Raw genomic sequence first — 19,548 nt, forward strand, 5'->3', positions numbered from 1 at the left:
GTAATGTCTCAGGCGCCAAAGACAATGCCCCGCGGCAATACCTCAGTGTTCACCATCTGGGCAATCGGGAACGCGGTGATCTCCCATCAGTTGAGCACCTGCGGCTTTCGATCGGGTTGCGGACAGGTCCCTGGCTGTCCTAGATCTGTCGTAGCTTTGTTGCAGTCTGGCACTCCGACTTTTCCATGGTGGCCCCTTCTATGACCAAAATCCTTTGCCTCGCACTCAATCCGGCGATCGACATCTCCAGCGACGCGGAGGTGGTGCGTCACACCCACAAGACCCGAACCTATAATCAACAGCAATTTCCAGGTGGCGGCGGGATCAATGTCGCCCGCGTCATCGTCACCCTCGGCGGGACATGCGAGCTGATGTTCCTGTCAGGCGGGGCCACGGGCGAATTGCTTGAGGCCATGTTGAAACCCCTGCCGATCATGGAGCGAACATTCCGGATTCACGATCCCGTTCGGGTGGCTTTTGCCGTGCATGAGACCTCGACCAATCTCGAATATCGTTTCGTGCCGGAAGGCCCGCTGGTAACCGAGGCAGAGCTCGAGCCCGTATTCGATGCGGTCGCAGCTAGCGATGCCGATTATGTCGTCGCAAGTGGCAGCCTGCCGAGGGGCGTGCCTGATGACACCTATGTGCGTCTTGCGGATCTCGTCGCGGCGCGGGGTGGCAGGTTCGTCCTCGATACGTCCGGAGCTCCGCTTTCGCAGGCATTGTCGCGATCGCGGATGTTCCTGGTAAAGCCCAGCCTCGGTGAGTTCGAAGCCATCCTGGGGCGTAAGCTGGCGCATGAGGAGGTGGGGGCAGCAGCGCAGGCGCATGTCCGCACGGGCGCTGCCGAACATATCGCCGTCACCCTCGGGGGCGACGGTGCGATCCTTGCCTCTGCCGACGAGATCATTCGCCTGCCGGCGATCGATGTGCCGGTCAATTCTGCGACTGGGGCTGGCGACAGCTTTGTCGCGGGCATGGTGTGGTCACTGGCCCAGGGCTACGCTATCGGCGACGCCTTCCGTTTCGGCCAGGCGGCCGGTGCTGCGGCTGTCATGACGCCGGGCACGGAGCTCTGCCGCCAGAAGGATGTCGTCGATCTCTACGAGCGCGAGCGGCAAAAAGGCAGCTGATCGCCAAGGAGCGATTGCGACGCCGGGAAAACCGCGCTTTGGTTGTTTTATTACTTGTCACCGTTTATCAAGTTTTATATGGGGAAGGCAGCGTGACGGCGCGGGATGAGCGCCTGTTTTGTATCACAAGTTCATAAGGAGCTCCCAATGTCGCTCAACCATTCGGGACCTTCGCTGAAGCGATTTGGCCTTCTTCTTACTTTTCTTCTGTCTGCATCACTGGTGCAGGCGCAGCAGCCGGCTCCGGCGGCCACGCAAACACCTGTCGTCTCGCCTCAGACTGGCGCGACAGCTGCGCCGGCTACACGTGAAAGCTCTGCAACGTCGCCTCGCGTCGTAACGCAGCCCGACGCTTCCACGCCTCCGGCAGCGACGGCCGCTCCCGTTTCGCCTGCGAACCCCAACAGTGAGGCTTCTCCACCAGCACCTGAGGCCGTTGCTACTCCGAGCCCGCAGGTCCCAGTCTCCGACGCTGCCACGCCTCCTTCTCCCGTGCAGCCGGCCGATGCTGCTGCCACCGGCGTCGAAGCCGCGCAATCTCCGACGGATGCTCTTCCCTCCGAGGTCGATGCGGTCCCCGCCGACACGGGCACGGATGTACCGCCGATGAAGACCATGCCGCATGATCTCTCGCCTGAGGGCATGTTCATGGCTGCCGATTGGGTGGTTAAATCAGTGATGATTTCGCTGGCTGTGGCTTCGGTTCTGACCTGGACGGTGTGGCTTGCGAAATCTTTGCAGCTTTTCGGTGCGCGGGCGCGCGCCAAGCGCGGGCTCAAGGCCGTCGCGAATGCCCGCCAATTGCGTGACGCCCTCCAAGCCCTCGAAAATCGCGGTGGCGTGGTGGCGACCATGGTGCGTGCCGCCCAGCATGAGGTCAGCCTTTCCGATGCGGCGATCGATCAGGTGGGTGGCGAAGGCGTCAAGGAGCGCGTTGGCTCGGCGCTGGCGCGGATCGAAGCCGGTGCAGGACGCCGCATGTCGAAGGGCACGGGCGTTCTCGCCAGCATCGGCTCCACAGCACCCTTTGTCGGTCTGTTCGGCACGGTCTGGGGTATCATGAATTCGTTCATCGGCATTGCCGAGACGCAGACTACCAATCTTGCCGTCGTCGCGCCGGGTATCGCAGAAGCGCTGCTGGCCACAGCCATCGGTCTCGTCGCGGCCATTCCGGCTGTCATCATTTACAACGTCTTTGCACGATCCGTGACGGGCTATCGCCAGCTTCTCGCCGATGCCGGTGCCGGCATCGAGCGACTGGTGAGCCGTGATCTCGACTTCCGCAAGAGTGCCCGCATCGCCCAGGCGACCAAGTCCATGGCGATGGCGGCGGAGTAAACCAATGGCCGGTGGTATCAGGGAAAACGGTTCTGGCGACGATCTGGCGGAGAACCACGAGATCAACGTGACGCCCTTCATCGACGTCATGCTGGTGCTGTTGATCATCTTCATGGTCGCGGCACCCTTGTCGACGGTCGATGTCAATGTCGATCTCCCGGCGTCCACGGCGAAGCCGGCCGAACGTCCCGACGAGCCAGTTTATGTCACGCTCAAGGAAGACATGAGTCTGGCGCTTGGAAACGATACCGTCGCACGCGAGACGCTCGGCACGTCGCTCGACCGGATGACCGAAGGTAACAAGGACGCGCGCATCTTCCTGCGTGCCGACAAGACGGTCGATTACGGTCAGTTCATGGAGGTCATGAACCTCTTGCGGGATGCGGGATACCTGAAGATCGCTCTGGTGGGGCTTGAAGCGGTTGCTGCCACGCCGGCGCCTGACGGTGCTGCAGCAGCGGCAGAGCCCGTAGGACCCGCACCATGATCGAGCCTCGCTCCACGAAACGGATCCTTGGTGAGGGGCTGTTGTGGACAACGGCCAGCGTGCTGATCGCCACGGCCCATGCGGGTGCGGTGGCTGTTCTGTTGCGCGAACCGGACATGGTGATGGCCGATAGTGGGCCGCCGCCGGCGATCATGATCGAACTTGCGCCGGAACCCGAGGCCGTCATCACCGACGAGACCGAGATCTCGACCGAACAGGTCGATGCGGAAGAGGTGAAGACCGCAACGAGCGAGCCGCTGCCGGAGCCCATTCCGGAGTCTGTGGAGCAGCCCCTCCCTGAGCCGCCGCCTCCGGAGCCAGAACCGGAGCCTGAGGTCGCAGAGCTTCAGCCCGAAGTCCCGCCGCTGATCGAGCCCGAGCCGCTACCGGAACCTCTGCCGGAGATCGATCCGATCGAGCAGATGCTGATGGCGGAACTGGAGAATGTCGAGGTTCCGATCCCGATGCTGCGTCCGCCGGTACCGAAACCGGAGATCGAGAAGAAGAAGGAACCGGCACCGAAGAAAGTGGTCAAGAAGCAGGCCACGCCTCCCGCCTCGCAGGCGGCCCGAACGGCCAAGGCGGAGGTCGCTCAATCGGCCCGCAATGCGGCCGCTGCCACTGCCAGCGGTGCCGGTCGCAGTGTCTCCCCGGCGAGATGGCAGTCTCGGCTGATGTCGCATCTTGAGCGCCGCAAGCGTTACCCGAGTGCTGCCCGCAGCAACCGGGAAGAAGGCACCGTCTATGTCCGGTTCAGGATCGACGATTCCGGCAATGTTCTTTCCGTCTCCCTGTCTCGCTCATCGGGCTATCCGACGCTCGACAACGCGGTTCTCGACATGGTGCGTGCGGCTTCGCCGGTGCCGGCCCCTCCTGTCGGCGTGAACAAGACGATCACGGCGCCCGTGCGCTTCAACCTTCGCTGAGTTTGCAGGCGGCAACCAAACCAAGCGCGTCCTGGGCAACAGATGCCGCTGGTCTCGCTGCATTGATACGATGCCAGTCGATCAGACCGGTACCGCTCTGCAATTGCTTGTCGAGCACGCCCACTGTGGCGTCCGAGTCGACAACCGGTCGGGCCTCGACGCGGGCTCTGAGAACAGCCGGGTCCGCCTCCAGCCACAGTCCAACGAACGGCACATGGTTCGCCCGCGCGACCGCCTCGATTGCCGTTCTCTCGTCAGCATGGGCGAAGACGGCATTGGCGACGACGCAGCCGCCCGACCTCAGAACCACATCCGCCTTTTCAGCGAGGGTCGCATAGACGCGTGCTGATACTTCCGGCTTGTAGGCTTCCTGAGGCATGGGATGTCCCCGAGGATGGCCGAGCATTACGCGGCGCAGGCGGTCGCTCTCGAGCAGGCGCGCGCCGGGAGCGAGCCCCAGACGGGGCGCCATGGCTTCGGCGAGGGTGGATTTGCCAGAGCCGCTCAGTCCCCCGATCGCGACCAGTACCGGCTCCTTTCGCTGCAGCAGGTCGAGCGCCAAATTGCGATAGGCAATCGCTTCCTCCGCGTCGTGCCCGGAGCGGTCTCCGAGGTCGCGCACCAGTGTCGCGCCGACATGAGCGCGGATCGCGGCCCTTAAGGCGAGGAGGAAAGGCATGAGCCCATAGCCGGCGTCGTCGCCCGTTCGGTCAAGATAGCGATTGACCACGGCACTGGCATAATCCGGCAGGTTTCGATGCCAGAGGTCCATCAACAGGAAAGCCAGGTCATAGAGGATGTCGGTCGTTGCAAGGCTTTCGTTGAAGTCAATGCAGTCGAACATGCGCGGACCCTCGGGCCCGAGGAAGATGTTGTGCAGATGAAGGTCGCCGTGGCAGTGACGGATCATGCCTTGGCGCTCACGTTCGTTTAGCAATGAAGCGTGGCGGTCGAGGGCCTCACGGAAGAGGCAGTTCACCAGATTGGTCTCGTCGGCCGAAAACAGAGACACCGCGGAAAAAGCGGCATGGTTGATATCGAGAACGGCGGCGAGGTTGGCCCGGCCGCTGCCTGTGTGCAGCACCTCCGCTATGCCGTGAAAGTCCGCGATGCGTTCGGCCGTTTCTTCCATCAAGGTCTTGGACAGGTTGCCGGCTTCCGCCATCCTGTCGAACAGCTTGTCCTGGGAGAAGCGGTGCATTTCGACCACGTAGTCGATGGGTGATGCTTCGGCGTCGAAAGCGAGTTTTCCGGTCGTGTCGCGGCCGATCGCCCTGACGCCGGAATAGATTTCCGGCGCGGTTCGCGAGTTCAGCTCCACTTCTCTGTGGCAGTAGCGTTTTCTGAGATCGAGTGTCGAGAAGTCAGCATAGGGCAGCTTCACCGCGCGCTTCAGCTTGTAGGCCTTGTCGCCGGCCAGGAAGATGAGGGAGATATGGGTTTCGATCACCTCGACAGACGAGGTGATGCCATGGCTCTCGGGATCGCGGAGAAAGGCGATGGCGGCGGACTGGTCCTCGACTGTCATGCATCCCTCATGTCTGACGGTTGCTTCAGTCTCACTCATCCGATGATCAAAGGCCAGCGCCTGGCGCATGGACCATTGTCGCAGGAAAGAAGGGCCGGCGGTTGGCTGCCGACCCCTCCATAGCTTTACTCGATGTCGAACTTGACGCCCTGGGCGAGTGGCAGAGTGCGGCCGTAGTTCACCGTGTTGGTCTGGCGGCGCATATAGGCCTTCCAGCTGTCCGAGCCGGATTCGCGGCCGCCGCCGGTTTCCTTTTCACCACCGAAGGCGCCACCGATTTCGGCGCCCGAGGGGCCGATGTTGACGTTTGCGATGCCGCAGTCCGAACCACGGTCGGAGACGAAGGCTTCGGCTTCGCGGATGTCATTGGTGAAGATCGACGAGGAGAGGCCCTGCGGTACGTCGTTGTTCAGTGCGAGAGCATCGTCAAAGTTCGAGTACTTGATGACGTAGAGGATCGGCGCGAAGGTTTCCTCGACGACCGGGCCGCACTGCTCCAGCATCTCGACGAGGGCCGGGCGGACGTAGAAGGCATCTGCTGCTTCGTCAGAGCGGACGCGGTCACCGCCATGCACTTTGCCGCCATTGGCCTTGGCAGCTTCCAGGGCGTGCTGCATGCGCTCGTAGGAGCCCTTGTCGATCAGCGGTCCGATCAGATTGCCGGCTTCCAGCGGGTTGCCGATAGTGACGGAGCCATAGGCCTTGATCAGGCGCGGGACGAGCGTGTCGTAGACGCTTTCGTGGACGAAGAGACGACGGAGCGTGGTGCAGCGCTGGCCGGCGGTCCCCATGGCCGAGAAGGCGACGCCGCGCAGCGTCAGGTCGAGATCAGCGGTCGGGCCGACGATGGCGGCATTGTTGCCGCCGAGCTCGAGGATCGAGCGACCGAAGCGGGCGGCGACACGCGGGCCGACGGCGCGGCCCATGGCGGTCGAGCCGGTTGCCGAGATCAGCGGGACCTTGGGGTTGTCGACGAGGATTTCGCCGATGTCACGGCCACCGATCAGAAGTGTCGAGAGATTGGCCGGGGCCTTGCCGCCTTGCGCGTTGTAACGCTTGACGGCCTTTTCGAAGATCGCCTGGGTGGCGATGGCGGTGAGCGGGGTCTTTTCCGAGGGTTTCCAGATCGTCGAGTTGCCGCAGACGAGCGCAAGCGCTGCATTCCAGGACCAGACGGCGACGGGGAAGTTGAATGCCGAGATGATGCCGGTGACGCCGAGCGGATGCCAGGTTTCCATCATGCGGTGTTCGGCGCGTTCGGTCGCGATCGTCAGGCCGTAAAGCTGGCGGGAGAGGCCAACGGCGAAATCGCAGATGTCGATCATTTCCTGAACTTCGCCCAGGCCTTCGGAGGTGATCTTGCCGACTTCGATGGAGACGAGGCGACCCAGTTCGGTCTTGGCGGCGCGCAGTTCCTCGCCGAGCAGGCGGATCAGTTCGCCGCGCTGCGGGGCCGGTACGAGGCGCCATTCGAGGAAGGCCTTGTGGGCGGCGTCGATAGCCTTGCGGGTGTCGTCGGCGGAGATCTCGGCGACGGCTGCGATGGTCTCGCCGTTGATCGGCGAGCGAACGGAGAGCGTGCCGCCGGTCAGGGCCTTGGCGTCGACGCCGAAGCTTGCCATCAGCGATGCCGTTTCGGCGGAAAACTTGAGAGTGGCGAGGGTCATGATGGTCCTTCCGTCAGGTCTACCTGGTTCTTGTTCGTTCAAAATCGTGCGCCGGCCAGATGCGCCACCTGGGCGCCCGCCTCGTACCATGCTTCCTTCAGGGTGCGGAAGGCCGGTGCTTGTGGATCGGTGAGTGGCAGGGGCAGTTCGTCCTCGGTGATATGACCGAGAATGTGGCTTGCGATCGTCTTGCCGAAAACGGTGCCGGGAGAAATGCCGCGGCCGTTGTAGCCGGAGAAGCCGATGACGCCGGGCGCAAACTTGTGGAAGCGGGGCAGGGCGTTCGTGGTCATGCCGATCTGGCCATACCATTCGCTTTCGAAGGCGATATCGCCGATCTGTGGGAAGATCGCCTTCAGTGCACGGCGTGCCCAGGCGCGATGGATCGAAAGGCCCGTGCCGCGCAGGGCGCCGACGCTGCCGAAGACCATACGGCCGGCCTTGTCCATGCGGAAGGAGGAAAGCACTTCCTTTGTGTCCCAGCAGCCCTGGCGCTCTGTCAGTATCGACTTACGCAGATTATCGCTCAAGGGGACGGTGGCGAAGTTGAAATAGGGCAGGTGGACCTGTTCTTCGCGAACGGCAGCGAAGGGGCCGTGGCTGTAGGCATCGGTTGCGACGACGATCCATTGGGCATCGACTGTGCCTTCCGGCGTTGAGACGCGCCATCCCGATGCGGCCTTCTCGTAGGATGTCACGGGGCTTGCGGTATGCAGGATGGCTCCAGCTTTTATCGCCGCATGGGCGAGGCCCCGGGCGTAAGCGAGCGGTTGCAAGGTGCCGGCGCGGCGATCGAGCAGGGACCCCTGGTAGGCGCGGGTGCTGATCTTGGATTCCGTTTCGACCTTGTCCAGCAAGTCGACGGGTGCGCCGCGGCGCTGCCATTGCTCGGCGCGCGCCTCGATCTCCTTCTGGCCGGCTTTGCCCACGGCGCAGTGAAGTGTGCCCGAGCGCTCCAGCTCGCATTCGATCCCGTGGCGATCGATCAGCTCCATCACGGTGCGAGGTCCATTGCCGAGAAGATCCAGTAGCCGTTCGCCATAGACTGGGCCGAGTTCACCGGGCAGGTCGTCGGGCATGACCCACATGCCGGCATTAATCAGTCCGACATTGCGGCCTGCACCGCCGAAGCCGATCTCCTTCGCTTCGAGGAGGATCACGCTGGTGCCGGCTTCGGCGAGGTGCAGGGCTGCGGAAAGGCCGGTATAGCCGCCGCCGACGATCACCACATCCGCAGTTGCGCCGCCGTAGAGGGGCGCCGTCTGGGGCGCGGCAGGGGCCGTCTTTTCCCAAAGTCCGTGGGAGCGAGGATCGTTCAGCATGGTGTGGCCCCGAGATCTGCAATGTGCCGGGGCTGGCCGCACGAGATCACTGCGTGTCCCATGTCATTCCGCCCCGTACAGTCTTGTGATTTCTAGAAGAGCATTCTACGCCATTCCAACGATAAATTCTCAAGAGATCATTCCAAAAAGGCATGACCATGCTGCCTGCCCGCCGCTTCCTTCCATCGCTTTCGCTGCTCACGGCATTCGAGGCTGCGGCCCGGACGGGAAGCATCACGGCGGCGGCACGGGAGCTCGATCTGACGCAGAGTGCGGTCAGCCGACAGATCAAGGCATTGGAGAGCCAGCTCGGTGTCGAACTGTTTCTGCGCGAGCGTCAGACGATCCGGCTGACAGTCGCCGGGGACAGCTATGCCCGCGAGATCCGGGAAGCGCTTCGTCGCATCTCCAGCGCGTCCTTGAACCTGCGCGCCAATCCGCATGGCGGTACGCTCAATCTTGCAATCCTACCGACATTCGGTGCCCGTTGGCTCGCCCCGCGCCTCGGTCAGTTTCTGGCCGCCAATCCCGGGATCACGATCAATCTGGTGACGCGACTGTCGCCATTCGACTTCCGACTGGATTCGATCGATGCGGCGATCCATTTCGGCGATGCGGTTTGGCCGGGCGCGGAACTGACACTCTTGATGCGGGAGGAGACGATCCCTGCATGCAGCCGGGACTTCAAGCAAGCGCATGGGATCGAAGCGCCATCCGATCTTCTGCGCGTGCCTCTGCTGCATCTCACGACCCGACCGGATGCCTGGGAACGCTGGTTCACGGAAACCGGTGTCGCCTTCGAAACCGTGCATGGCATGCTCTTCGACCAGTTCGCCACCGCGTCGCAGGCGGCGATCGGCGGCCTCGGCGTGGCGCTGCTTCCGACCTTCCTCATCCAGGAGGAACTCGCGCGCGGCGAGCTGACGGCTGCTGTCGATCGCCCGATGCAGAGCGCGCAACGATACTATCTCGTCTTTCCGCGGGAGAGGGCGGCCTATCCGCCGCTGGTTGCCTTCCGGGATTGGATCGTCAAGGAGCTTGCCCAGCGCTAGCAGCTTCTGGTCACAGGGAACTTGCTGCAGCCGCAATCCAGACGGCGAAAGCGAGATGGGTCAAGTGGTGCAGGGTCTGGTCGGTGCCGAAAAGCCACCAATAGGCGGCCTGGTCTACCTTGAAGTGGTAACGCTGCTGGATCAGTGCCTTGCTTCGATCGATCAGTCCGTGAACGACAAGATCGACAAGCGCAAGCCAGGCGAATTGCGGTGCCATCGTGAGGCAGATCAACAGCGTTCCCAAGGCATGGACGACAACATGCGCGAACAAAGGGGCTATCCACCCTTTAAGCCGCTCCTTGCCTGTTGCCATCCAACCGGTCTGAAGCAGAAAATCGGCCAAGAGATGCTTGATGACGAACAGAGCGACGGCCCAGATCAAAAGATCACTGGCGATTTGCTCCGGGATGGTGGGCATGAATATTCCTTCGGCTGTATGTTCTGTCCGAAGATAGACCACTCTCCAAAACGCTGTGAAGCTGCCATTTAGTGTACCCAGATTTGGGCTTTGCGTTTCCTTTACGCAGCTATCGTGTTTCGGAGCACGGAATTAGGGGGATAGTAGTGATTGCGTCCGTCATCACCATCCGTCGGAAAGCACCTTTTCCAGCATGTCCGCGAAGAAATCGGCGCTCTCTTTGCCAAGGCAGAGCGGCGGCTTTATTTTCAAAACGTTAAGATGATCGCCCGTTGGTTGCATGATGACGCCGAGATCAAGCAGGCGGTCGCAGATCGCTGACGTTTCTTCCGTCGCAGGTTCCAGCGTCTCGCGATCACGCACGAATTCCAGTCCGAGATAGAGGCCCATTCCGTGCACGGCCCCAACGATCGGGAAACGCTGACCCAAAGCTTCAAGTCGTGCTTTCAGATGGTCACCGGTGTCTCGGGCATTTAGCTGCAGTTTTTCGTCCCGCATGATGTCGAGAACGGTCATGCCGACGACACAGCTCACAGGGCTGCCGCCGGAGGATGAGAAGAAATAGCCCTCTTTTTCGAGGCTGTCGGCGATCTCGCGCCTCGTGATCACGGCGCCGAGCGGGTGGCCGTTGCCCATGCCCTTGGCGACCGTGATGATGTCGGGGACGACGCCCTGCTGTTCGAAGCCCCAGAAATGATGACCGAGGCGGCCGTATCCGACTTGAACTTCATCAGCGATGCAGAGACCGCCGCGCTCGCGGACGAGTTTATAGACCTCCTGGAGATAACCCGGCGGTAAGGGAATGCCGCCGGCATTGCCATAAACACTCTCTGCGATGAAACCGCCAAGCTGTCCGCCCGCATTTTCGATCTCGGCGATCTTGTCGATCACGGCCTGAACATAGCCATCGGTCGCGTCTTCGCCACGGTGTTTGCCGCGATAGGTGTTGGGCGAGAGCACCGGGTGCACCCAGTCCGGCCGCGTTTCCAAGGCGCGGGGATTGTCGGCCAGTGAGGTCGAAACCGCATCGCTGGCGACTGTCCAGCCGTGATAGGCTTCGAGGAGGCTCAGGATGTTGCGGTGGCCGCTATGGGCCCAGGCAAGTCGCAAGGCAAGATCCACGGCTTCGGAGCCCGAATTCACGAGGAAGACCGTGTCTAGCCCCTCTGGCGCGAGCGACGCGAGGCGATCCGAGAATTCGGCGACTGCGGCATAGTGAAAGCGCGAGTTCGTGTTGAGCATGGCCCATTGTCTGCCGACCGCCTCCGCCAAGCGTGGATTGCCGTGGCCGAGGATCGTGACATTGTTGACCATGTCGAGATAGGCGCGGCCGTTCACGTCGAAGAGATGCTCTCGCCAGCCCCGTTCGAACTGTGGTGGGTCGGCATAGTAGTTCTTCTGCGGCTTGGCGAAGCTCTTCTTGCGGCGTTCCAGAAGCGCATGGCTTTCCGGTGCCTGTGCATCGACGCCGACGCCGAGGAGCTGGGAAGGTGAGGGGCATATGCGACGCCAGACTGCGCTTTGCTGCGGCTTGGCAAAGAGTGGTGGGACGAGATCCGGATCGCGGCAAAGCTGGATGCGCAGGCCGCCGACGCCGCCTGCTGCGCCGGCAACCGCGCCGATCGCGTCGCCCGCCTTGACGATGGTGCCATCTTCCAGGCTGCAGTCGATGCCATCCAGATGAAGCGAAAGATCGGGCGATGACAGGATCAGGTGATGGCCGTCGAGCAGAATGGTCCCGTCGAAGGGCGCGAAGGCTTCCGTGGCGCCTGGCAAGCAAACATCGATATGCAGGGCGAAGGTCGCTGGCGGGGTAGGGGACAAAGGCTTGGTGTAGGACAGTCGGAATTCGCCATAGCGGGTCGAGGAAACTCCCGTCTCCATGGCCGCTCGGGCCAGAAGCTTCCAGTCGATCTCCTGGTCGCTCCAGGTTTCGCGCGGCAGGTCCTGGCTCGTCACCGACAGGTCTGTCAGGCGGAAGTCTGCGGGTGCGAGCGAGGGAAGAAGCGGATGGGACATCGTGAGCTCCGGCTCGTCCGGAAGCATGCCGGCGGCATCGAGGATGGCCGCTTCCATCAGCGGATAGGGCACAGAGGTCGCCACCTCGAAAATCGTCCGCTCGTGCTCGATATTGCCCAGCACATAGTCGTTGTCGGGGTCGATCGACAGCTGCTGTTCGCTGCTGGCAACAAGCACCCCGGCGCGCGCGACGATCAGCGGCCAGAGTGCCTTCAACTCCGCCTCGTTGAGTGGATAGCGTGCGTGGAAGGCCTTGACGGCGGGCAGGATGAAGCAAGGGTCTCCATCGGCGTGGTGCAGGAGTGCGGCGCAGGTCACCGCGAGGTCTGCCACCAGCCAGCCGTATAGCACGTCACCAAAATCGATGACGCCATCGGGCATCAGACGGCCGGTTGCGTTCGGTGTGGCCACGACATTGTCGTCGGTGATGTCGTGATGAATGCATTGAATGCGCAGTTCCGAGGCCAGTGGCTGCAGGCGCTTCACCGCCATGATCATCGCCTTGGCGATGCGGTCCCGCTGTTTCTGGTCCGCGACCGATTTCAGGAGGTGCAAGGCGACCGGGCCTGCGCGGCGCAGATCCCATTGCAGTTCTCGTTCCAGTCCGCTGTGACGGAAGTCCTTGAGCCCGCCTGCAATTTTGGCGACTACGTCACCGAAAGACGCCACGACCTCGGGAGCGAGGTACTTCTGGCGCGTCAGGGGCTCGCCATCCAGATAGGACAGGAGCCTGACCCAGTAATACTGCCCTCCCACTTCGATCTGGGGGATGTATTCGCCCGTCAGGGCGGGGATCGGCTCGGGTATGCGCAATCCGAGGTCCAGATTGCGCAGGTGCTCCATGGCCCTGTTCTGCGCATCCAGTTCCGGCTGGGGATATTCCGCCCGTGTGACCTTGAGAACGAGCCGCTCTTCGCCGGTGTCGATCAGGAAATTGCGGTCCTGCTGGCTGCCGAGTTCCCGGATCGTCCCGCTGAAGCCGTAGAATTCGTTGAAGATGACCTTGGCATCGGCCAGCGTGACGTTTGGGCGCGGCAGTTCGGTGCGCTGGAGTAGAGCCGAGTCGGCCATACGTTTCCTCCCACGGGAATCATTTCGGGAGATTAGCAGAGCCTTGTGTCGCGTCTATCCCGCAGAACCATTGCGGGATAGACGAAGGGCGCCGTTTCCGACGCCCTTATTCATGTTCACCCCATGCGCTCGGAGGCATAGGAGCCCGGGCTTGCCGGGAAGACGACGGTGCGGTTGCCGTTGATGAAGGTGCGGTGGTGGATGTGCGCGTGGATCGCGCGTGCCAGGACCTGGCTTTCGACGTCGCGGCCGATCGAGACGTAGTCTTCCGCCGACTGCGCGTGGGTGATGCGGGCCACGTCCTGCTCAATGATCGGACCTTCGTCGAGATCGGCGGTGACGTAATGGGCCGTAGCACCGATCAGCTTCACGCCGCGTTCGAAGGCCTGCTTATAGGGGTTTGCGCCCTTGAAGGACGGGAGGAAGGAGTGGTGGATGTTGATGATCTTGCCGGACATCTTCTTGCACATGTCGTCGGAGAGGACCTGCATGTAACGGGCAAGCACGATCAGTTCGGTGCCGGTCTGCTCGACCAAATCCATGATCCGGGCTTCGGCTTCCGGCTTGTTTTCCTTGGTCACCTTGATGTGGTGGAAGGGGATGTCGTGGTTCACCACGACCTTCTGGTAGTCGAAATGGTTGGAAACGACGCCGACAATCTCGATCGGCAGCGCGCCGATCTTCCAGCGATAGAGCAGGTCGTTCAGGCAGTGGCCGAAGCGCGACACCATCAGCAGCACCTTCTTGCGCTTGGCGGCGTCATAGAGGTTCCAGTTCATAACGAATTTCTCGGCGACGGGTACGAAGCCCTTCTCAAGCTTGGCCTCGGTGATGCCTTCCTCCGAGATAAAGGAAATGCGCATGAAGAACTGGCCGGTATGCAGATCGTCGAACTGGGAGCTGTCGACGATGTTGCAGCCCTGCTCGGCGAGATAGCCGGAAATCGCCGCCACGATGCCGCGGGTCGACTGGCAGGATACGGTCAAAACATAGCTCGTCATCGGTTCTCTCATCTCCTCGGCATGGCACGGGCGCCGTGTCTCTATCGCATGTCCGACACGATCGGAAGCGTGCCGTGTTGCGGATCCTCATCGTCTTTCTAGGGTAGGGGGCCCGCCCGCCGGCGGTTTCCGCTCCTTTGTGATGGCCAGAGATTAGGGCAGGAAATGCAAAACCCCGTTCCCATTGCGTCTTTCCAGGGCGCATCTTCGCCGTTCGGCTCCGGATGCGGGAGAAATTATCAGGGCTGCCGATGCCGTTGGCCGTGAATTGGGCATGGAGGATCGGGAGTGCCTCCCAGCTTCGCTCCTCGAAGTGTGATTTGAGCATAGCCTAAGACCACAAGCATTAATGGTCTTGGATGAAGGAGAATGACATTGGGCTAGCCTCTCGGTAAAACGAGCGGCGATGCAGGGCCAAGATGGGTTTGAGGACAATGAAACGGAAAATGACGCTTGGCCTGATTTCAACAGCGCTGGCAATGGCCATGCCCATTAACTCTTTCGCTGACACAAGCAGTGCCTGCTTTCGCGGAATAAATCTCGCCGGTGCAGAATTCGGCAATCTGCAGGGGGTGTTCGGCGAAGGCTATATCTATCCTTCGCTGGAAACGATTACCTATTTTGCGGGTAAGGGTTTCAATACCGTGCGGCTTCCGTTTCTTTGGGAACGCCTGCAGCCGAAGCTAAACAGCGACTTCGATCCCGCGGAGCTCAGCCGTCTCAAGGAGACCGTCGCAACGATCGGATCCTTCAATCAGACGGTGATCCTCGATCCCCACAACTATGCACGCTATTTCGAGAAGCTTATCGGAACCGAGGAGGTTCCGGTTTCGGCCTTTGTCGATTTCTGGGAGCGGCTGGCCAAGGAGTTTGAGGAAGACCGTCATGTGGTCTTCGGCCTGATGAACGAGCCCTTCGACATCTCGTCGACGGATTGGCGTGATGTCGCCAACGAAGCGATCGCGGGCATTCGCGACGTCGGCGCAGACAATCTCATTCTGGTTCCGGGTACGTCCTGGACGGGGGCGCATAGCTGGTTCGGCGACTGGTATGGCGGGGCGAATGCAGAGGTGCTTTTGGGCATCAAGGACCCGGCGAACAATTACGCCTTCGAGATCCACCAGTATTTCGATGACGACTTTTCCGGGACCTTGAACAATTGCAGCCGTGCTGCCGATGCGGTGGATGCCATCCGCGAGGTTGGAGACTGGTTGAAGGAAACCGGTCAGCGAGGCTTACTCGGTGAGTTTGGTGTTCCGGGTACACCTGAATGCACCGCAGTGCTGACGGAGGTGGTGAAGCTGCTTGATGAGGACAAGACATCGTGGATCGGCTGGACCTATTGGGCGGCTGGTGACTGGTGGCCCGAAACCGAAGAGCTCAACATCCAGCCGACCAAGAACGGGGACCGGCCGCAGCTTCGTGGTCTCGCACCCGTGCTCAACGATTTCGTCGGCGCGGCGGAAGGCTGTCCGGGTCTCAAGCGCCCCTGATGCCGCTAGGCGCCCGAAAGAGCGAAGAGGTTAAGCTGGTGTCAACAGTTTTGGTATTTGCTCAGCGAAGTTCCGCACATTCGAAAGAGCTCCCGATTGGCCTTACCGGATCATATCGAGCTGGTCACGCAGACGCCTGATCTGGCGCATGACACCGTGACGGTCGTCGTGACCGTGCCGACCTTTCGGCGACCAGTACACCTTCTCAAGACGCTCGAAAGCCTGGCGGCCCAAAGGACCAACCGTCGCTATGCCGTCGTGCTGGTCGACAATGACGGCGATCACCGCGAGGGTGTGGTGGCAGCCCGTCCCCTGTTCGAAACGGGGCAGATCAACGGTATACTGATTGTCGAGACGCTCAGGGGGAACTGTAACGCTTACAATGCTGCCTGGCTGACGGCGCTTCAGCACTTCCCCAACATGAGCCATCTGCTTGTTATTGATGATGACGAGATTGCCGATCCGGACTGGATCGAGGCCTTGAGCCGAACCAAGGAAATGTTTGGTGCCGATCTGGTCGGTGGCCCGCAGGTGCCGGTCTTTCCGACGACTGAAACCGGAGATGTGCCCCGGCATCCGGTGTTCACGCCACCTTATCAGAAGACTGGGCCTGTTCCGCTCCTCTATTCCTCCGGCAATCTCCTGGTCTCCCGCGTCCTGCTTGAGGCAAATACCTATCCGTTTCTCGATCCGAGGTTCAACTTCACCGGTGGCGGTGATGCGAACTTCATCGATCAGTCTGTGCGCAAAGGTTTCAAAACCGCCTGGTGTCACGAGGCACCGGTCCTCGAGACCGTTCCTGCAAACCGTCTGGAGCGATCCTGGCTACGCGCGCGCGGTATTCGCGATGGTGTCATCTCCAGCCTGGTCGAAAAAGGACGGCGCGCCAGCGAGCCCTTGGGGACTGTCCGGGTGTTCTTGAAGAGCATCGCCCTGCTGACTCTCTCGCCGTTGAAGGCGATCATGGCCGCCCGCCGCCTCGGATCGCTGCAGAACAGTCTGTATTACGTCCATGTTGGGCTTGGCCGTACGCTCGCACATTTCGGATATGCCGATGAACAGTATCGACATACGGACGGGCGCTGACCGCGATAGAGCGGGGGTCAGGCCTGCCGATCCCGCGCAAATGCTGCGCCGGGCAGCGGTCGTCGTGAGCATGCTGCTGTTTACGATCATGCTGATCTCGTTCCAGCCTTTCTCGCCGGTTCATGAAGGCGTGGAAGAGGGCGGCAACCTGGTCAACCAGCTGGGCTTTGGCCTGCTTGGTCTCATCGCGCTCTGCTCACTGCTGACGCTGGCCGATCTGCGCAGGCTGCCGTCCCTGATCGGTCCGGCCTGGTTGCTGATGATCGGTTTTCTTGTGTTCTCGGGGTTCACCGCTCCAGATCCGAGTGCGACCTTGCGCGGTATCATTTTGACCCTGATCGTGATGATGACGATCGTGACCGTCCTGGCTCTGCCGCAGGATGGAGATGGCTATGCCCGCATGTTGAGCGTGGTCGCAGGCATGCTGATCTTCATCTGCTATGCCGGGCTACCCTTGGCCCCCTCTCTGGCAACCCATGGCTTCGACGCGCTGGAGCCTCAGAATTCCTATCTCTGGCGCGGGGTCTTCACGCACAAAAATATCGCCGGGCCGGTCATGGCGGCATTCGCCTTTGCTGCCATCTATCTCTGGCGACGTGGTGACCGCTGGGCCGGCCTCTTGATCGGTCTGTCGGCACTCATTTTCGTCAGTCAGACCGGCTCGAAGACCACCCTCGGATTGGTGCCCGTTGCGGCGCTCTTGGTTCTTCTTCCGAGTGCGATCGGGCTTCGCGTGCTGACACCGATCGCGGTCTTTTGCTGCCAATTTGCCTTTGCTCTCCTGACCTTCGGTTCCGTTCTCATCGAGCCGATTCACCAATTCGTCCTGTGGCTCGGCATCGACCCCACCTTTACCGGCCGTGTCTCGATTTGGAAGTTCGGGCTCGATGCGCTGGCCGATCGCCCGCTCACGGGCTTCGGCTATGAGAGTTTCTGGAGTACGGATCTGGTCCGCTATGCCGCCAATCCCTATTATCTCGACTGGGATGTGCGCGGCATCGTGCACGCCCATAACGGCTATCTCGACATCGCGATTTCCATGGGGATGCCGGCCCTCATCGCCGCGCTGGCGGTCCTGGTCGTGCTTCCGCTGATCGACTACATGCGCTGCGGACCGGCCCGGGAAAACAGGTTGCTCGCGGACTTCTTCATGATGATCGTGTTCTTCACGACGCTGAATGCGATGATGGAGAGCTTCTTCTTCCGTCGCATGGACCCGGTCTGGATGCTCTGCTTCTTCGGGGTGATCGGCCTCAGGCTTGTGGCTAGGGTGTCCATCCCACGAAGGCTTCCCTGAGCAGCCTTTCGTTCAGGCCTGAACGTCTTCCCGGCGTTTCCTCAACTTCGTCAAATTGAGGCCGAGGGCGAGCAGAACGCCGATGCCAAATCCAGCGATCAGGCCGCCAAGTGCGATGACCTTGCGTGAAGGACCGGCCGGATCCAGCGGTGGGCGTGCCTCGGACAGGACCTGAACGTTGGCAAGCGTGATGGCTTCCTGTTCTCCGGTTTCGCGGGTTCTGAGCAGGAAGGATTCGTAGACGGAGCGGCGTGCCGCCGCCTCGCGCTCGAGTTCGCGCAAGGTGACGAGGCTGTCATTGTTCGATGCCTGAGTGTCCTTGAGTTCCCGCAGTCGGCTGGTAAGTGCCACCTCCTGCTGGACAGAGCGGTCCAGCTCTACCTGCAGGGCACTGCGGATGCGGCCGAGTTCTTCGCGGATCTGGTTGAGCATCCCGCTGGCCTGCGATTGTGCTTCCACATATCTCGGGTGTTGCGGTCCATAGCGAGCCGCGATCGATTCGAGTTCCTTGCGCAGATCGGCGTAGCGCGTGCGCAGGACCGCGATCGTGTCGGAACTCACGTCTTCGGGGAGCGCCAGTTCACCGCCGCTGGAGGCCGCCATCTTTGCTATGCTGGTGATCTTGGCGCGGAGGCCCGCAGTTTCGACGCGCAGCGAACTCAGTCTTTCATTCAGCAGTTTCAAATCGTTGTCGACGATCAGTTTGCCGTCGACATTTACGAGGTCATTCGAGTTGCGGAAGCTCTCGGCGGCCTTTTCCGCCTCTTCGAGCTTCATCCGCAGGTCGGTAAGGCGGCTCGACAGTTCGTCCGATGTGCGGCGAACGGCTTCGGATTGCATCAAGGCCAGTTCGCGCTGAAAGACGTCGCTGACGATATTGGCCAGACGCGCGGACTTCTCTGGATCCCGGGTTTCTGCGGAGATCGAGAAGATGAAGGTCTTCTGATCCCGGCTCACGTCGATGACTTCGTGAAGGTGGTTCAGAACGCGTGACTCGATGTTCTGAGCGTCACTCTGGGATCCACTCGACCAGAAGGTGCTCAGGCCGGAGGGCTTCAGGGTCCCGTTGAATTCCGGGTCCTGCTTGAGGTCGGCCTGCTCGATGACTTTCAGCAAGACACTGTTCGACTTGACGATGCGCGCCTGGCTTTCGACCACGGCGAGCGACGCATCTGTCGGCAGTTGGTCGGTGGTCAACTGGTCGCCGACGGTTCGGATCTGTCGGGGATCTACGAGGATGTCACTGCTTGCCACCCACATTTTCGGTAGGGTCAGTGCATAGGCGGACCCAAAGAGGCCACCGATCACCGTCGAGGCAATCAGGATGCGATTGGACCGCTTGAGAATGTCGACGACGATGAAGGGATCGATCAGAGGCTTCCATTCCGTCCGATCCCGCGGAACGGCGGTGCCGTCGCGGTTTTCATCCTGACGATTGTCCGTGGAGATTTCGGGCGAGGGCTGCTGTTTCGGGACAGCAGACGGAGCGGAAGGTCTGGATTCCCCGACCTCCATGCTGTTGACCTGGCCCTCGAGCATGGAGACGCGGGCGCCCAGAAAATCGAGGTAGTCGTCGTGGCGTTCCAGCATGTCCCGCAGGGAAGGTCGCCCGACACGGGTGTCTGCGGAGTGTCCGGATAGGCGCTCCGCACCTGCGGCGCCGGGCTCTTTGCCTCCGTGACTGGTGCGATCATCGCGCAGATACATGTC

The 19,548-nt window shown here is 61.4% G+C and carries 15 protein-coding genes; 8 read left to right on the forward strand and 7 right to left on the reverse strand.

The window, feature by feature from the left end; translation table 11 throughout:
* Positions 1-200 precede the first annotated feature (200 nt).
* From ACQKP1_RS21975 to ACQKP1_RS21990, 4 genes are all read left to right on the forward strand, one after another.
* The gene (locus ACQKP1_RS21975) at positions 201-1,133 is read left to right on the forward strand and encodes a 1-phosphofructokinase family hexose kinase (protein ID WP_427277019.1); all 933 of its coding nucleotides are present in this window, start codon (positions 201-203) and stop codon (positions 1,131-1,133) included.
* 147 nt (positions 1,134-1,280) lie between these two features.
* Positions 1,281-2,471, forward strand: coding sequence for a tonB-system energizer ExbB (gene exbB / locus ACQKP1_RS21980; protein WP_427277020.1), 1,191 nt, complete (start codon positions 1,281-1,283; stop codon positions 2,469-2,471).
* A gap of 4 nt (positions 2,472-2,475) precedes the next feature.
* The gene (exbD, locus tag ACQKP1_RS21985; RefSeq protein ID WP_203018141.1) at positions 2,476-2,958 is read left to right on the forward strand and encodes a TonB system transport protein ExbD; all 483 of its coding nucleotides are present in this window, start codon (positions 2,476-2,478) and stop codon (positions 2,956-2,958) included.
* Positions 2,955-3,884 carry an energy transducer TonB gene (locus tag ACQKP1_RS21990; protein WP_427277021.1) on the forward strand — a complete coding sequence of 310 codons (930 nt, stop codon included), beginning with the start codon at positions 2,955-2,957 and terminating at the stop codon, positions 3,882-3,884. Before exbD ends, ACQKP1_RS21990 begins: the two co-directional genes overlap by 4 nt.
* Here ACQKP1_RS21990 and ACQKP1_RS21995 read toward each other — a convergent pair.
* The 3 genes from ACQKP1_RS21995 to ACQKP1_RS22005 form a co-directional block, all read right to left on the reverse strand.
* Positions 3,871-5,412, reverse strand: coding sequence for an AAA family ATPase (locus ACQKP1_RS21995; protein ID WP_427277022.1), 1,542 nt, complete (start codon positions 5,410-5,412; stop codon positions 3,871-3,873). The genes ACQKP1_RS21990 and ACQKP1_RS21995 overlap by 14 nt on opposite strands.
* A gap of 125 nt (positions 5,413-5,537) precedes the next feature.
* Positions 5,538-7,079: an L-piperidine-6-carboxylate dehydrogenase gene (amaB, locus tag ACQKP1_RS22000; protein ID WP_427277023.1), complete on the reverse strand. Its 1,542-nt coding sequence runs from the start codon at positions 7,077-7,079 to the stop codon at positions 5,538-5,540.
* A gap of 38 nt (positions 7,080-7,117) precedes the next feature.
* Complete coding sequence (locus ACQKP1_RS22005; protein ID WP_427277024.1) at positions 7,118-8,401, reverse strand: NAD(P)/FAD-dependent oxidoreductase; 1,284 nt, start codon at positions 8,399-8,401, stop codon at positions 7,118-7,120.
* Positions 8,402-8,553: 152 nt separating this feature from the next.
* Between ACQKP1_RS22005 and ACQKP1_RS22010 the strand changes: the two genes are divergently transcribed.
* Entirely contained in the window at positions 8,554-9,453 is a 900-nt protein-coding gene (locus tag ACQKP1_RS22010; RefSeq protein ID WP_427277025.1) for a LysR family transcriptional regulator, read from the forward strand.
* Positions 9,454-9,463: 10 nt separating this feature from the next.
* On the opposite strand, the gene ACQKP1_RS22015 is transcribed toward ACQKP1_RS22010, so the two are convergent.
* The 3 genes from ACQKP1_RS22015 to purU form a co-directional block, all read right to left on the reverse strand.
* Complete coding sequence (locus ACQKP1_RS22015) at positions 9,464-9,871, reverse strand: DUF3307 domain-containing protein (RefSeq protein ID WP_203018135.1); 408 nt, start codon at positions 9,869-9,871, stop codon at positions 9,464-9,466.
* 162 nt (positions 9,872-10,033) lie between these two features.
* Entirely contained in the window at positions 10,034-12,961 is a 2,928-nt protein-coding gene (locus ACQKP1_RS22020) for an aminotransferase (protein WP_427277026.1), read from the reverse strand.
* A gap of 116 nt (positions 12,962-13,077) precedes the next feature.
* Positions 13,078-13,962 carry a formyltetrahydrofolate deformylase gene (gene purU / locus ACQKP1_RS22025; RefSeq protein WP_427277027.1) on the reverse strand — a complete coding sequence of 295 codons (885 nt, stop codon included), beginning with the start codon at positions 13,960-13,962 and terminating at the stop codon, positions 13,078-13,080.
* A 434-nt stretch (positions 13,963-14,396) separates the two neighbouring features.
* On the opposite strand from purU, the gene ACQKP1_RS22030 reads away from it, so the two are divergent.
* The 3 genes from ACQKP1_RS22030 (at position 14,397) to ACQKP1_RS22040 (ending at position 17,838) form a co-directional block, all read left to right on the forward strand.
* The gene (locus tag ACQKP1_RS22030; protein WP_427277028.1) at positions 14,397-15,455 is read left to right on the forward strand and encodes a glycoside hydrolase family 5 protein; all 1,059 of its coding nucleotides are present in this window, start codon (positions 14,397-14,399) and stop codon (positions 15,453-15,455) included.
* Positions 15,456-15,551: 96 nt separating this feature from the next.
* Positions 15,552-16,541 (forward strand): glycosyltransferase family 2 protein, encoded by a 990-nt coding sequence (locus tag ACQKP1_RS22035; protein WP_427277029.1) that lies wholly within the window; start codon positions 15,552-15,554, stop codon positions 16,539-16,541.
* Positions 16,510-17,838, forward strand: a complete 1,329-nt coding sequence (locus tag ACQKP1_RS22040) for an O-antigen ligase family protein (RefSeq protein WP_427277030.1) — start codon at positions 16,510-16,512, stop codon at positions 17,836-17,838. The genes ACQKP1_RS22035 and ACQKP1_RS22040 overlap by 32 nt, the downstream gene beginning before the upstream one ends.
* Positions 17,839-17,850: 12 nt before the next feature.
* Here the strand turns inward: ACQKP1_RS22040 and ACQKP1_RS22045 are convergent, their stop codons facing one another.
* Positions 17,851-19,545 (reverse strand): GumC family protein, encoded by a 1,695-nt coding sequence (locus ACQKP1_RS22045; RefSeq protein WP_427277031.1) that lies wholly within the window; start codon positions 19,543-19,545, stop codon positions 17,851-17,853.
* Positions 19,546-19,548: the final 3 nt, after the last annotated feature.

It is taken from the genome of Allorhizobium sp. NPDC080224, from assembly GCF_050281005.1.
Classification (GTDB): domain Bacteria; phylum Pseudomonadota; class Alphaproteobacteria; order Rhizobiales; family Rhizobiaceae; genus Allorhizobium.

Bases quoted from the DNA above. Each gene is read 5' to 3' on its own strand.
- ACQKP1_RS21975 (WP_427277019.1), top strand. From the start codon at position 201: ATGACCAAAATCCTTTGCCTCGCACTCAATCCGGCGATCGACATCTCC.
- exbB (WP_427277020.1), top strand. From the start codon at position 1,281: ATGTCGCTCAACCATTCGGGACCTTCGCTGAAGCGATTTGGCCTTCTT.
- exbD (WP_203018141.1), top strand. From the start codon at position 2,476: ATGGCCGGTGGTATCAGGGAAAACGGTTCTGGCGACGATCTGGCGGAG.
- ACQKP1_RS21990 (WP_427277021.1), top strand. From the start codon at position 2,955: ATGATCGAGCCTCGCTCCACGAAACGGATCCTTGGTGAGGGGCTGTTG.
- ACQKP1_RS21995 (WP_427277022.1), bottom strand. From the start codon at position 5,412: ATGACAGTCGAGGACCAGTCCGCCGCCATCGCCTTTCTCCGCGATCCC.
- amaB (WP_427277023.1), bottom strand. From the start codon at position 7,079: ATGACCCTCGCCACTCTCAAGTTTTCCGCCGAAACGGCATCGCTGATG.
- ACQKP1_RS22005 (WP_427277024.1), bottom strand. From the start codon at position 8,401: ATGCTGAACGATCCTCGCTCCCACGGACTTTGGGAAAAGACGGCCCCT.
- ACQKP1_RS22010 (WP_427277025.1), top strand. From the start codon at position 8,554: ATGACCATGCTGCCTGCCCGCCGCTTCCTTCCATCGCTTTCGCTGCTC.
- ACQKP1_RS22015 (WP_203018135.1), bottom strand. From the start codon at position 9,871: ATGCCCACCATCCCGGAGCAAATCGCCAGTGATCTTTTGATCTGGGCC.
- ACQKP1_RS22020 (WP_427277026.1), bottom strand. From the start codon at position 12,961: ATGGCCGACTCGGCTCTACTCCAGCGCACCGAACTGCCGCGCCCAAAC.
- purU (WP_427277027.1), bottom strand. From the start codon at position 13,962: ATGACGAGCTATGTTTTGACCGTATCCTGCCAGTCGACCCGCGGCATC.
- ACQKP1_RS22030 (WP_427277028.1), top strand. From the start codon at position 14,397: ATGAAACGGAAAATGACGCTTGGCCTGATTTCAACAGCGCTGGCAATG.
- ACQKP1_RS22040 (WP_427277030.1), top strand. From the start codon at position 16,510: ATGAACAGTATCGACATACGGACGGGCGCTGACCGCGATAGAGCGGGG.
- ACQKP1_RS22045 (WP_427277031.1), bottom strand. From the start codon at position 19,545: ATGTATCTGCGCGATGATCGCACCAGTCACGGAGGCAAAGAGCCCGGC.